Source organism: Ruegeria sp. BJ3, from assembly GCF_056535665.1.
In genome coordinates this window covers 2,318,019-2,331,824 of sequence record NZ_JBQFIT010000001.1, presented here as the reverse complement: position 1 = coordinate 2,331,824, position 13,806 = coordinate 2,318,019, and the positions used below count along the sequence as shown (strand labels likewise).

The window sequence follows — 13,806 nt, the reverse complement described above, 5'->3', positions numbered from 1 at the left end:
TTCCTTTTGGTGCAAACGTTTAAGTGCCAGTAAGCAGGGTTTTGCCGATCTGTTGCAGAACTGTTTCATTCAGTTGCAAAGAGTGAGTTGAGCCTTGACCCGCGCTTCCTTAACTGAGGGTGCAACACAGCCGAAAAAGGCTGGACACCGCTCACCGAGGTTCAATTTGCAACAGACGCTCAAATCTTCGATCACGTTCAAAGGCGTGGGTCTGCACAGCGGCAAGCCCGCGACGATGGTTCTTAAACCGGCGGCTGCCGGTCACGGGATCTGGTTCAAGCGGACCGATATCGAACTGGGCAATGCGTTGATCCCGGCCATCTACGATGTGGTCGAAAGAACCCAACTGTGTACGCGCCTGGTCAATGACGCTGGTGTTTCGGTGTCGACCGTCGAGCATATCATGGCCGCGCTGGCAGGGTGCGGGATCCACAACGCATTGATCGAGATTGATGGACCCGAAGTTCCGATCATGGACGGTTCGTCGATCGACTTCGTGCGGGGTATCATCGCCAAGGGCGTTCGCCGTCAGGCCAGCCCGGTTCTGGCGTATGAGGTCCTCAAGCCGGTCGTGGCCGAGCGGGAAGGTGCCCGTGCGTCGATCCGGCCGGCAGACGGTTTGATCATCGAGTTCCACATTGATTTCGAAGACACTGCGATCGGCAGCCAGTCGAAGATCCTGGATATGCGCAACGGGTCGTTTGCTCGGGAACTGTCCGACTGCCGGACCTTCTGCCGCCGAACCGATGTCGAGGCGATGCGCGAAAACGGTCTGGCCTTGGGCGGCACACTGGAGAATGCGGTTGTTGTTCAAGGGGCCGAAGTGCTGACACCGGGTGGCTTCCGTCACCAGGATGAAGCCGTGCGCCACAAAATGCTGGACGCGTTGGGAGACCTGTATCTGGCCGGCGGCCCGATCTTTGGTCACTTCGTCGGCGAGAAATCCGGCCATGCCATGACCAACACATTGCTGCGCAAGCTGTTCGAAACGCCTGGCGCCGTGCGCCCGGTGCTGTGTACGCCTGAACAAGCCGCGCAACTGCCCGGGCAGGGGTTGGTCTGGGACGAAATCCCCGAAGTTGCCTGATCCGGCACGGCCCGGCGACAAATCGGTCGCGGGGCCGATAAGGCGTTTTGCACCGGAATTTTATGTGCTAGACCAAAGCTCAATCCGGGGTTACCCAAAGAGACAAGACGACTAGGATGGGCGGTATGGTTGGCACCAAAGCGGCAGTCAGGCTTGCGGGCGCGATTCTTCTGGCAGCTACTTTGACGGCCTGCGGCAACGCAGGCGGCCTGTTTGGCAACAGGGGCGCGGACAAATCCCAGAACCTTGAAGGCTTTACGCCCGAGCAGATCTACACCCGTGGCGAATACGAGCTTGCTCAGAATCGCCCCGCAGATGCGGCCTGGTACTTTTCCGAAGTCGAACGGCTTTATCCTTATTCCGACTGGGCCAAGCGGTCACTGATCATGCAGGCTTTCGCGTTCCACTCGGACAAGGAGTATGAGGAAAGCCGCGCAGCCGCGCAGCGGTATATAGACTTCTACCCAACCGACGAAGACGCAGCTTATGCGCAATACCTTCTGGCGCTCAGCTATTATGACCAGATCGACGAGGTCGGCCGCGACCAGGGCCTGACCTTCCAGGCGTTGCAGGCGCTGCGCATGGTGATCGAGGTCTATCCCGACAGCGAATACGCCACCTCGGCGGTGCTGAAATTCGATCTGGCCTTCGACCATCTGGCAGGCAAGGAAATGGAGATTGGGCGCTACTACCTGCGTCAGGATCACTATACCGCGGCCATCAACCGTTTCCGTGTTGTGGTCGAGGATTTCCAGACCACCAGCCACACAGCCGAGGCGCTGTACCGCTTGGTCGAGGCTTATCTGGCCTTGGGTCTGGTCGACGAGGCTCAATCGGCCGGCGCGATCCTGGGTTACAACTACCAGTCGTCTGAATGGTATGATGCGGCCTACAATCTGCTGACCTCGCGCGGGCTTGAACTCAAGAGCCGCGGCAACAACTGGCTCAGCACGATCTACCGCCAGACCATCAAGGGCCAGTGGTTGTAGTCGCCATGGTCACAGGCTTGGGACGCTGACGACCCGATGCTGCGCGCCCTTGATATCCGCGATATGCTGATCATCGACCGGCTGGAATTGACCTTTCAGCCGGGCCTGAACGCGCTGACCGGCGAAACGGGCGCGGGCAAGTCGATCCTGCTCGACTCGCTGGGCTTCGTGCTAGGCTGGCGCGGACGGGCCGAACTGGTCCGGCAGGGGGCTGCGCAGGGCGAGGTCGTGGCCGAGTTCGAACTGCCCGAGGGCCATCCCGCCCATGCGATCCTGGCCGAGGCTGGTTTACCCGGCGGGTCGGAACTGATCCTGCGCCGCGTCAACACTGCCGAGGGGCGCAAAACCGCTTGGGTCAACGACCGCCGATGCTCGGGCGAGGTGCTGCGCGCGTTGTCGGAAACCTTGGTCGAACTGCACGGCCAACATGATGACCGGGGCCTGCTGAACCCGCGCGGCCATCGCGCCATGCTGGACGTCTATGCCGGGGCCGAGCCGCAACTGGCCGCCGTACGCGCTGCCTGGGCCGAGATGGCACGCGCCCGCAAGGCCCTGGCCGAGACCGAGGCCGCTGTGGCCGCCGTGCGCAGCGAAGAGGAATTTCTGCGGCACTCCGTGGGTGAACTCGACACGCTCGATCCGCAACCCGGAGAGGATGCCGAGCTCGACGCCCGCCGCCGGATGATGCAGGGGGCCGAGCGCATCCGCGACGACGTGGCCCGCGCCTTTGCTCTGCTGGGCGGTGACGGGGCCGAAGGGGCGATGGCGGATGCCGTGCGCTGGTTGGAAGGTGTCGCCGACCGGGCCGAGGGCCAGCTGGACGAGCCGATCGCCGCCTTGGGGCGCGCCCTGATCGAACTGGGCGAGGCGCAGGACGGCGTGACCGCCTGCCTTGAGGCGCTGGACTTCAACCCTGTCGAGTTGGAGCAGACCGAAGAACGTCTGTTTGCCATCCGCGCACTGGCCCGCAAACATGACGTGGCCCCCGATGACCTGAGCGGTTTCGCCGACACGCTGCGCGCCCGTCTGGGCCAGCTTGAGGCCGGAGACGCTGACCTGGCCGACCGCCGTGCTGCGGTTCAGACCGCGCAGGCCGCCTATGACGCGGCCGCCGAGGCGCTCGGCGCTCTGCGTCACGAGGCGGCCGGCCGGCTGGACGCGGCGGTGATGGCCGAGCTTGCGCCGCTGAAGATGGAGCGTGCGGTGTTCCAAACCCAGATCACGCCCGCCGACCCCGGACCCGAAGGGCAGGACGCCGTGGCCTTTACCGTGGCCACCAACCCGGGCGCGCCGTCGGGTCCGCTGAACAAGATCGCCTCGGGTGGAGAACTCAGCCGCTTTCTGCTGGCGCTCAAGGTGTGCCTGTCGGGCGACGACAGCACCCGCACCATGATCTTTGACGAAATCGACCGCGGGGTGGGTGGCGCCACCGCGGACGCCGTGGGCCGCAGGCTGGCGGCGCTGGCGCAGGGTGGGCAGGTGCTGGTGGTAACCCATTCGCCGCAGGTCGCGGCCCGCGCGGCGCATCACTGGCGGGTTCAGAAACACGTGACCGACGGGCAAACCCTGTCGACCGTCCTGCCGCTGTCCGAACCGGACCGTATCGACGAGATCGCGCGCATGGTTTCGGGCGACGTCATCACGGAAGAAGCCCGCGCGGCCGCCCGTTCGTTGTTGCAAGCCTGATGCAGCCGGGCGGCGACACTTGCCTTCAATATCTTGTCAGCCGACTTTTCTAAGGGCCCGGCGTGGCTTAGTAAGGGATACCTGTTTATCCACAAAGCCCTATGACACAATCAACCCGAACCGTCCTGCGCACTCAGCTCAACCAGGCCCTGGCCGCGCTCAAGGACGCGTGGCGGGTGCTGCGGCACCGCGGGCCAAGCCAGATCCAGTTCTGGTTCATCGCGCTGGTGATCGGGATCACGGCGGGCTTCATGGCTTTGGGGTTTCGCAAGGGGATCACGGCTCTGCAAGCGCTGGTCTATCAGACCGATGACATCCTGTTTTTGCACAGCTTTGCGGAGAAACTGCACTGGACCTGGATTTTGGCAATCCCCACGGTTGGAGGGCTGGTCGTCGGGATCATCCTGCACCGTTTTACCGATGACGGGAGAGTTCGGTCTGTCGCCGATGTGATCGAAGGATCCGCGATCAGCGATGGCCGGGTCGAAACCAAGGCCGGGGTCGCGTCGTTTTTCGCCTCGCTGATCACACTCAGCACGGGCGGGTCGACGGGCCGGGAAGGACCTGTCGTGCACATGGCCGGCGTGATTTCGACCTGGGTGTGCCAGCGCATCAATGCGGATGGAATAACCGGCCGCGACCTGCTGGGTTGCGCAGTGGCCGCCGCTGTATCGGCCAGTTTCAACGCCCCGATCGCCGGAGCGCTGTTCGCGCTGGAAGTCGTGCTGCGCCATTTTGCAGTCCACGCATTCGCTCCGATCGTGATCGCGTCGGTGGCCGGCACCGTCATCAACCGGCTGGCATATGGCGATGTGACAGAGTTTGTCCTGGATACGCCCGGATCCCTGCAATTTTACGTCGAACTTCCGGCCTTTCTGATCCTTGGGCTGATCTGTGGGCTGGTCTCGCTGTTGCTGATGCGGTCGATCTTTTTTGCCGAAGACTTTGGCAATCACGTGCAGGCGCGCCTGTCGCTGCCGCGCTGGCTGCGACCCGCCGTGTCCGGCGCAATGCTGGGCGTGCTGGCGGTGTGGTTCCCGCATATCATCGGCGTCGGATACGAGACGACCATCCGTGCCCTGACCGGAGATCTGGTGCTGACCACGGCCATTCTGTTTGCAGTGATGAAAACCGTGGCAGTGGCCATAACCATGGGTGGTCGTATGGGCGGCGGGGTGTTTTCTCCGTCGTTGATGATCGGCGCGCTAACCGGCCTTGCCTTTGGCCTGATCGCCACAGGCCTTCTGCCAAGCGTTTCGGGCACGCATACGCTTTATGCCTTTGCCGGCATGGGTGCTGTCGCGGCGGCGGTTCTGGGCGCTCCGATTTCGACCACGTTGATTGTGTTTGAATTGACCGGAGACTGGCAGATCGGGCTTGCCGTGATGGTCTCGGTGTCGATGTCCACGGCGTTGGCCTCCCGCCTTGTGGACCGGTCCTTCTTCCTGACCCAGCTCGAGCGCCGCGGGGTGCATTTGGCCGCCGGGCCACAGGCTTATTTGCTGGCGATGCTGCGCGCCGGGGCCGTGATGCGACCGCTGGGAGATCCGAATACGGCAAGCAGGGAAGAGGTTCAGGAGATGATCGAGCAGGGCCTCTGCGTCCGGGCCAGCGCAACCCTCGAGGCGGCAATGCCGTATTTCGATCGAGACGGAATCACCTGGCTCCCGGTGGTTGTTCGGGATGATGACGGGGTCGAGAACCCGGTCGGAGCCTTGTACCACGTGGACGCATTGAAGGCGTACAACCGTGCACTGGCCGCAACAGCTGCCGAGGAACACTCATGACGCAGCAGTGGCTGGCGAGCCACTGAGGGTTTCTCTTTGATTTTGATACCTTGTCAAAAAGTGGGAGCATTCTAGCCTGATTGAAGAAGTACTCCTGATAGCCACTTTGATTGAGGTGTAAACATGGTTTTCGAACGGTCTTCTTTGCTGACTGTCGTGGTTGCGGTTTCGATGATTGGTGCTGTCCCCGCGCGGGCGCAGGAGGCTCCGTATGTGACCGGCTTTCTCGGTATCACCGATATGGGCGACTATGATTTTGATTTTTTCCAGACAATTCCTTCGGTCGTGGTTGGCCAAGGCACCATCACAACCGACAATGGAGTAACCTACGGTCTGGCCGTCGGACTACGTTTCGCGTCAAATCTACGGGCCGAGTTCGAACTTTCATATGCTTCGAATGATGCCAAGGAAATCGGTCGCCCGTTTACTCAGTATGACGGAAGCTTTGATGCGACCTTCGGAATGGCAAACCTTTGGTATGACGTCCCGGTACAGGGCAGGTTCAAGCCCTATGTTGGTGGCGGGCTCGGGTTTGCGCGCGTGTCCCACGACGGTCAGTCCGGTGCTGGCGTCACATTGGTCGATGACAGTGACACCGCCATTGCGGGGCAATTGGGGTTTGGCGGACGCTTTCAGGTAGGGGAACGCGGGAACATTGACATCGGGTACCGCTACAAGACGACCGGCGATCTTGATTTCACCACGACCCAAGTTTTCATTCCGACAGATCTCACGAATGGCCGCTACTCTTCGCACTCGCTCATTCTCGGATACAGCTACAGTTTCTGACAGACGTAGTTGAGGGCCAGGTTTGTCCGACCCTCAAATCTGTTCGACCTTCACCGACTCCAGCGGGTAGAACGCAAGGTAGCCCTTGATTTCGGCAACGGCGGGAATTGGATCTTCATAGCTCCACACCGCGTTTTGCGTCACGCTCGACTTGTTGACGATCGAGTAATGCGTGGCATCGCCTTTGTGCGGGCAATGGGTCAACTTGTCGGTCTTGTCCAGAAAGGCCATCGCGATGTCTGCGCGCGGAAAGTAGATGACGGGGGCCAGATCGCCTTCCAACAATTCCAGGGCGTTGGACGTTTCGCCCAGAATCGCGCCACCGGACCTGACGCACCACTTGCCAGGTGCTTTGCGGATCTTGATGTAATCTGTCATGTCTGCTCCTTCCCTCGTCTTCGCGGCCTCGTTGTGTTCAGGCCTTCGCCTATGCCCACACTATGTGACAAACGGGTGTCACAAGGGCGCGGTTGCGGCATCCAACCACAGTTGCGCGGCATGTGACAGTCTTGGCCGAATTTTTTCTGCCACGTCCCGGTGATACGCGTTCAGCCAATCACGCTCGGCACTGGTCAGCATGTCGACGACGATCAGGCGTCGATCGATGGGGACATATGTCAGTGTCCGCCAGCACAGCATCGCGCGCTCGGGATCTGCGCCGGGCAGGGCGGGGGCTTCCTCAACAACCAGCAGGTTTTCAATCCGAATGCCGAAGGCACCTTCGCGGTAGTAACCCGGTTCATTCGACAGGATCATCCCGGGCTCGAGCGGAACGTGGCTGACCCGCGCCAAGCGCTGTGGCCCTTCGTGAACGCTCAGGTATGCGCCGACACCGTGACCGACGCCGTGATTGAAATCCTGGCCCGCGGCCCACAAAGGTGCCCGGGCGATGCACTCGATGTCTCGACCGGCCAGGCCAACGGGCCAGCGCAGTTGCGACATCGCGATCATTCCCTTCAGAACCCGGGTAAAGCAGGTCTTTTCCTCGTCTCCCACCGTGCCGATGGGGATCGTCCGGGTGATGTCCGTGGTGCCATCCAGATACTGTCCGCCGCTGTCCAGAACCAGAATATGACCGTCCTCAAGCCGGCTGTCAGTTTCCTCGGTCACTCTGTAGTGCATGATGGCGCCGTTTGGCCCGGTGCCGGCAATGGTGTCGAACGAGATATCCTGCAACGCATTGTCGCGCCGCCGGTTCTCCTCCAGCCGTGTGACCACTTGCGTTTCGGTTAGGCTGCCAGGTGGTTGGGCATCCAGCCAGCACAGTGTTTCGATCACTGCGGCGGCGTCACGAAGATGCGCGGCGGCGCTGCCGGCAATTTCGGCTTCGTTTTTGCAGGCCTTGGGCCGGGCGCAGGGGTCGCCGCCGTCCACAGCCCGGTCGCCAAGCACATCGGCAACGGCCTGCGGCAGAGTTCCCATGTCCACTTGCACCGCGCCCTCAAGCGCCGCAACAGCGTTCAGGAACGCGTCGGGCTCGTGGATCGAAACCCGCGGCCCCAGATGCTCGTCCATCCCATTCAGCTTTTTTGCGGCCATGAACAGGTCCACGTGCCCGTCGGCCTGCAAAATCGCAAACCCATGCGCAACCGGGTTGTACGGAATGTCTGACCCGCGGATGTTGAGCAACCACATGATCGAATCCGGTAGCGTGATGACGGCAGCCGACCTCCCGTTTCGAGCCAGCGCCGAGGCCAGCCGCGAGACCTTTCTTTCGGCGCTTTCGCCTGCAAATTCCAGCGGGTGCACCTTGACCGGGTTCATTGGCGGTGGTGGCTGGTCGGACCAGATGCGGTCCACAAGATTGTCTGACGGAACCAACTCGATCCCGCTATTCTGCAGCTCGGCCCGGGTTGTGGTGATCTGTCCGGCGGAATGCAGCCAGGGATCGAACGCCACCTTCCCTCCATCGGGCAACTGCTGCTTCAACCACACCGCAAGGCTTACGTCTGGCCACGGTACCGGCGTGAAATCGGACGCCACCTGCGCCTTGACCTGAGTGCGATACCGTCCGTCCACAAATACGCCGGCCACGCTTCGCAGCGCAACGCAGAACCCGGCAGAACCGGTGAACCCGGTCAGCCATGCCAGCCGCCCGTCGCGGGCGGCTACATATTCGCCCTGATGCGCGTCGGCACGCGGAACGATGAAGCCATCCAGTCGTTCGCGCTCCAATTCTGTGCGCAACGCCGCCAATCGTGGCGGCCCCTGTTCGGGCCGCGCCGTGACTTCGAAAGACTGGAACATCTGCTTCTCCTTCGGCTCACTACAGGTCTTGGTCGCCTGCCTTCACCTTTCTTTTAAATGCTCTCGCTGGAGGCAAGACCGGCCTCATCCGGCCTTTTTCATGCCCATCACGCGGGCCCGCGCGCGCGGGTCGCTGTCGAACAGCGCGGCCAATTGCTCGGTTATCGCTCCTGCCAGCTGTTCGACATCGGTAATCGTGACCGCGCGATCATAATAGCGGGTGACGTCGTGGCCGATGCCGATGGCCAGCAACTCGACCATCTTGCGCTTTTCGACCATGGCGATGACATCGCGCAGATGCTTCTCAAGGTAGTTGGCGGGGTTCACGCTGAGTGTTGAATCATCGACCGGAGCGCCATCCGAGATCACCATCAGGATCTTGCGCTGTTCACGACGCGCCAACATCCGGCGGTGGGCCCATTCCAGCGCCTCGCCGTCAATGTTTTCCTTCAGCAGGCCTTCTTTCATCATCAGGCCAAGGTTGGGCCGTGCGCGGCGCCAAGGCGCGTCGGCGCCCTTGTAGACGATGTGGCGCAGGTCATTCAGGCGGCCGGGCTGCTGCGGTCTGCCGTCGTTGAGCCACGCCTCACGCGCTTGTCCACCCTTCCATGCCCGCGTCGTGAAGCCCAAGATCTCGACCTTCACGTTGCACCGTTCCAGCGTGCGGGCCAAAACATCGGCGCAGATCGCTGCAATGGAAATCGGCCGTCCACGCATCGAGCCAGAATTGTCCAGCAACAGCGTCACCACGGTGTCGCGGAACTCGGTATCCTTCTCGACCTTGAAGCTGAGCGGTGTCGTGGGGTTGGCTACCACCCGCGCCAGCCGACCGGCATCCAGAATGCCCTCTTCGCGGTCAAACTCCCAGCTGCGGTTCTGCTGTGCCTGAAGGCGGCGCTGCAGCTTGTTGGCCAAGCGGCTTACTGCGCCCTTCAGCGGCTCGAGCTGCTGATCCAGATAGGCGCGCAGCCGTTCCAGTTCGGCGGGTTCGGCAAGGTCCTCGGCCGCAATCTCTTCGTCATGTGTGTTCAGGTAGACCATGTAGTCCGGATCGGCCTCGGAGGCGGGCGGAGGGGCAGGCGGCTCCAAAGGCGCTTCGCCCTCGGGCATCTCGGCTTCTTCACCCATCTCGTCCTCGGCCATCTCGTCCATCGAGACCTGCGCCTGAGACTGATCCTGTTGCTCTTCCTGAGTTTGCTCGGGCGTCGCGTCGGCGTCCTGGTCGTCTTGGTCGTCCTGGCCGGTGCTGTCCGGATCGGGCTGTTCTTCGGCGTCTTCCTCGGCCTGATCTTCCTGATCTTCGTCCAGTTCGTCCGGGTCGTCACCCAACTGGTCGCCATAGCCCAGATCCTTGATCATCTGGCGGGCGAATTTGGCGAATTCGGCCTGATCCGAGAGCACCTCGTCGAGATTCTCCAACACACCGCCGGCCTGTTCCTCGATGAACCCGCGCCACAGGTTCATGACGTTCTCGGCTGCAGCGGGCAGATCACGCCCGGTCGCCAGATGACGGATCAGATAACCCGCCGCCACCGCAAGCGGTGCCTCGGAGGGTTGCTTGCATTGGTCATAGCCGCGCCGCAACGCCTCGTGACCGATCTTGACGTCAATGTTCGAAGCCGTGCCGGGCATGTCCCGGGCGCCCATCGCCTCGCACCGGGCGGTTTCCATCGCTTCATAGAGGTCGCGCGCCATATCTCCCGGAGGCGCATAGCGCGCATGCGTCGCATCGTCATGGTAGCGCCGGTTCAGCGCGAGGGCATCTGCTGTGCCCCGCGCCAAAAGAACCTCTTCGCGTGTCATTCGACGTGACACCTGCGGCAGGCGCATCGAGTCCCCGGACAGGCCCGACGGGTCGACGGAATAGCTTACCGACAACTCGGGATCATCGGCCATGACCTTGGTCGCCTCGGCCAGAGCCTTCTTGAACGGATCAGCAGGGTTGTCGTTCTTCTGCGCCATATCTATCAGCCCTCACTCACGCCCTTAGGCCCGACGCCCGGTCGAAGTTACCGGACCCCGCCTTCATCTGGCCCCCGATGTCCCCGCCGGGGGCGTTGCGCCCGAACCGGGCGCAGCCGATGCCATCAACCCAGGCTCACGCTGGCCGCGCTTTCCGGCAGTTCTTCATCAAAACAACGCTGATAGAACTCGGCAACGGTCTGCCGTTCCAACTCGTCGCATTTGTTCAGGAAAGACAGGCGGAAGGCGTAGCCCACGTCGCGGAAGATTTCGGCGTTCTGCGCCCAGTTGATAACCGTACGCGGGCTCATCACGGTCGACAGATCGCCGTTCATGAACGCCGTCCGGGTCAGGTCGGCAACGGTGACCATCTGGCTGACGGTCTTGCGGCCTTTTTCGGTGTTGTAATGCGGCGCCTTGGACAGAACGATCATGACCTCGGCGTCGTGGCTGAGATAGTTCAGCGTCGCCACCAGCGACCAGCGGTCCATCTGGGCCTGGTTGATCTGCTGAACGCCATGATACAGGCCGGTGGTGTCACCCAGGCCGACGGTGTTGGCAGTGGCGAACAGGCGGAAATAGGGGTTGGGCGTAATGATCTCGTTCTGGTCCAGCAAGGTGAGCTTGCCGTCATGCTCCAGAACCCGCTGGATCACGAACATCACGTCGGCGCGGCCTGCATCGTATTCGTCGAACACGATGGCCACAGGGTTGCGCAGCGCCCAGGGCAGGATGCCCTCGTGGAATTCAGTCACCTGTTTGCCATCACGCAGCTTGATCGCATCCTTGCCGATGAGGTCGATCCGGCTGATGTGGCTGTCCAGATTGACGCGCACAGCAGGCCAGTTCAGTCGCGCAGCAACCTGCTCGATATGGGTCGATTTGCCGGTGCCGTGATAGCCCTGGATCATCACCCGGCGGTTGTGGGTGAACCCGGCCAGAATTGCCAGCGTGGTTTCGGGGTCAAACTTGTAGGTAGGGTCGATTGCCGGAACGCGGTCGCTGCTTTCGGCGAACCCTTTGACGGACATATTGCTGTCGATCCCGAACACGTCACGGACCGAGATCTCTTCGGTGGGTTTTGCGTTGATATCGGTCGATCCGTCAGCCATTCGCCTTGTCCTTATCCTTTGGCCCGTTTTGCCGGGTTTGAACCCGTGTGTGGTGCAACATATTGCAGATAAGGGCAAGGGAAAGCGGCCCCCTTGGAAAGGTGAGCAGGTTTTTCTTTCAAACTGGCCCTATTGACGCGCGGGCGATCCTTGGTCGCGACGCGTACCAGGTGCAGGTCAAGCCGCGTTTGTCAACAAAGGCACTGCGGCCTGTTCGGACGCACATGCCGATCCATGTGTCGGAAATGCTGTATGCAGGTAAGTATTCAATAATCCAAATGTTGAAAATGACCTTATCAGACATATGAAAAATGGTCTCATGGGGCTTTTTGCAAGTTGCTCAAGTACACAGCAGATTTCTTTGCTAGTCGCGAGCCAGAACTGTCAGGTGGCAATACCAGACGTCGAGATGGCAGTTTCTGGATTCAGCGTCATCCTAAGGACGTGTAGAAACTAGGCAGGGCAACACTTTCGGCGAACGGGAAAGTGACCTCGGGCAAATGCCACAAGAAATCGTCACAACTTGCGGCTCGTCACGTGCAGATATTGAAATGTGTTGTGGAGGTGGTACACTATTTCGGACTTAGTTTAAGTAAAAGGTTGCCATGGCTTTAGTAATTACCGGTCCAACGAGGATTTTCTTTCCTCCGAACACGGACACATTTTCTGTGGACTACAACTCCAGCAAGCCAGCGTCTTGGTTTGTATCTGTAACAGATGACGGACTTCTTTCCCCTTCAGATTACTCGGTTACGATTTCCAGTGCTGGTTTACTAACAGTGGACCTGCAGCCGGGGGTTATTGTTCCCCCAAATACAACTCTGAGTTTGATCGTCAGAGCCTCCAGCGGGCCTGGAAATGGCAACAATGCCTCGATTGGGGTAACCGTTAGGTTGCCCGCTGGAACGGTGCCGTGTTTCGTGAAAGGGACATTGATTGAAACTGAAAGTGGCTGTCGCGCTGTTGAGGAACTCGCTGTTGGTGACAAAGTGCGTGCTTCCAGTGGTGAACTGCTACGCATCGAGTGGATCGGAGAGAAGACCCTGCAGGCAGAAGCTTTGAAGCGAAACCCCCAGTTACGTCCGGTTTGCATTCAGAAAGGTGCATTCGGAAAAGGACTGCCTGACCGAGATTTGTACGTTTCTCCACAACATAGGATTGTCGTGGAGGGTTGGCGCGCAGAGTTGCTGTTTGGAGAGCCAAAAGTTTTCGCCGCGGCAGTTCATCTCGTTAACGAACAAACAATTCGCCAAGTAAATACTTATGATCCCGTTACATACTACCACATTGCTTGCTGTCGCCACGCGATACTGTTGTCGAATGGTTTGCCAACTGAAAGTCTGTTTTTAGGTGAAATGGCGGTGATGTCCTTCGATCGGGAGGATGCCGAGGAACTCCGTGTGCTATTTCCCGAACTGCGAAACGCGGCATCCGCTTTTGAGCAAACGCGCGTACGTTGCCTAAAACGCCCCGAAGCTGCTGCGTTACGCGATACGTTCGCGCACTAAAACCGCTATTTGAAGTTTCTGCTGTCCTTGATTTGATCCCAGGCCCAGACGACTTCCTGCAGCTGTTCTTCCTGGCTGCGGTCGCCGCCGTTCATGTCCGGGTGCAGCACCTTGATCAGCTTTTTGTAGGCTTTGCGAACCTCGGCCTTGGTCCAGGTGTCCTTGGCTTCGAGGATTTCGATCGCACGACGCTCAGTAGGCGGCAGACGACGGCCTGTTGCGGCCCGACCGGGGTTCTTGGTCGCGTTTTCGCCCAGAACCTGATGCGGATCTTCGATGCCAAGCCGGGCCCAAGCCCGCGCCTCGGGATCGCCCATCGGCTTGGTTTCGCGCTCCCACACTTTGTCTTTCGACCGTTGGGCGTTCAGTTCGGCCTCGGTGGTGCCGTCGAAGAAATTCCACTTCTGGTTATATTCGCGCACGTGCTGCTGGCAGAACCAGAAAAAGTCGTCCAGCACATCCGGTGCCTTGGGCGCGCGGAACTTGCCGGCTTCCTGGCATCCTTCGTGGTCACAGACCCGGGTCGAAGTCTCGGACGCGCCCGACATGCCCCGACGCCCGCGCGGATTTTTCTTCTTGGCGCTGGACACCGACATGTCGAATCCGAAGGGATCTGGTTTCACCATATGCTCATCCTCA

Annotated in this window: 11 protein-coding genes; 6 read left to right on the top strand and 5 right to left on the bottom strand. The window is 60.5% G+C overall.

From position 1 onward, the window contains the following. The first annotated feature begins 166 nt into the window (after nt 1-166). The 5 genes from lpxC (at nt 167) to ACR3EL_RS11640 (ending at nt 6,338) form a co-directional block, all read left to right on the top strand. Entirely contained in the window at nt 167-1,087 is a 921-nt protein-coding gene (gene lpxC, locus ACR3EL_RS11660) for a UDP-3-O-acyl-N-acetylglucosamine deacetylase (protein ID WP_093964852.1), read from the top strand. A gap of 125 nt (nt 1,088-1,212) precedes the next feature. Continuing rightward, entirely contained in the window at nt 1,213-2,076 is an 864-nt protein-coding gene (locus tag ACR3EL_RS11655) for an outer membrane protein assembly factor BamD (protein WP_480721663.1), read from the top strand. 36 nt (nt 2,077-2,112) lie between these two features. Next, the gene (gene recN / locus ACR3EL_RS11650; RefSeq protein ID WP_170340304.1) at nt 2,113-3,762 is read left to right on the top strand and encodes a DNA repair protein RecN; all 1,650 of its coding nucleotides are present in this window, start codon (nt 2,113-2,115) and stop codon (nt 3,760-3,762) included. A 101-nt stretch (nt 3,763-3,863) separates the two neighbouring features. Further along, nucleotides 3,864-5,549: a chloride channel protein gene (locus tag ACR3EL_RS11645; RefSeq protein WP_170340306.1), complete on the top strand. Its 1,686-nt coding sequence runs from the start codon at nt 3,864-3,866 to the stop codon at nt 5,547-5,549. Between the two features lie 123 nt (nt 5,550-5,672). Beyond that, a complete protein-coding gene (locus ACR3EL_RS11640) occupies nt 5,673-6,338 on the top strand; it encodes an outer membrane protein (protein ID WP_170340308.1) in 666 nt (221 codons plus the stop codon). Nucleotides 6,339-6,371: 33 nt separating this feature from the next. Here ACR3EL_RS11640 and ACR3EL_RS11635 read toward each other — a convergent pair whose 3' ends face one another. From ACR3EL_RS11635 to cobS, 4 genes are all read right to left on the bottom strand, one after another. Next, nucleotides 6,372-6,716, bottom strand: a complete 345-nt coding sequence (locus ACR3EL_RS11635; RefSeq protein ID WP_170340310.1) for a DUF427 domain-containing protein — start codon at nt 6,714-6,716, stop codon at nt 6,372-6,374. A gap of 78 nt (nt 6,717-6,794) precedes the next feature. Next, nucleotides 6,795-8,585 carry an aminopeptidase P family protein gene (locus tag ACR3EL_RS11630; protein ID WP_480721660.1) on the bottom strand — a complete coding sequence of 597 codons (1,791 nt, stop codon included), beginning with the start codon at nt 8,583-8,585 and terminating at the stop codon, nt 6,795-6,797. Between the two features lie 84 nt (nt 8,586-8,669). Continuing rightward, nucleotides 8,670-10,547 carry a cobaltochelatase subunit CobT gene (gene cobT / locus ACR3EL_RS11625; protein ID WP_170340315.1) on the bottom strand — a complete coding sequence of 626 codons (1,878 nt, stop codon included), beginning with the start codon at nt 10,545-10,547 and terminating at the stop codon, nt 8,670-8,672. Nucleotides 10,548-10,672: 125 nt separating this feature from the next. Next, complete coding sequence (gene cobS / locus ACR3EL_RS11620; RefSeq protein ID WP_093964859.1) at nt 10,673-11,659, bottom strand: cobaltochelatase subunit CobS; 987 nt, start codon at nt 11,657-11,659, stop codon at nt 10,673-10,675. A gap of 668 nt (nt 11,660-12,327) precedes the next feature. Here cobS and ACR3EL_RS11615 point away from each other — a divergent pair. Next, nucleotides 12,328-13,167 carry a Hint domain-containing protein gene (locus tag ACR3EL_RS11615; RefSeq protein ID WP_170340930.1) on the top strand — a complete coding sequence of 280 codons (840 nt, stop codon included), beginning with the start codon at nt 12,328-12,330 and terminating at the stop codon, nt 13,165-13,167. A 5-nt stretch (nt 13,168-13,172) separates the two neighbouring features. Here the strand turns inward: ACR3EL_RS11615 and ACR3EL_RS11610 are convergent, their stop codons facing one another. Continuing rightward, nucleotides 13,173-13,793: a J domain-containing protein gene (locus tag ACR3EL_RS11610; RefSeq protein WP_170340931.1), complete on the bottom strand. Its 621-nt coding sequence runs from the start codon at nt 13,791-13,793 to the stop codon at nt 13,173-13,175. Nucleotides 13,794-13,806: the final 13 nt, after the last annotated feature.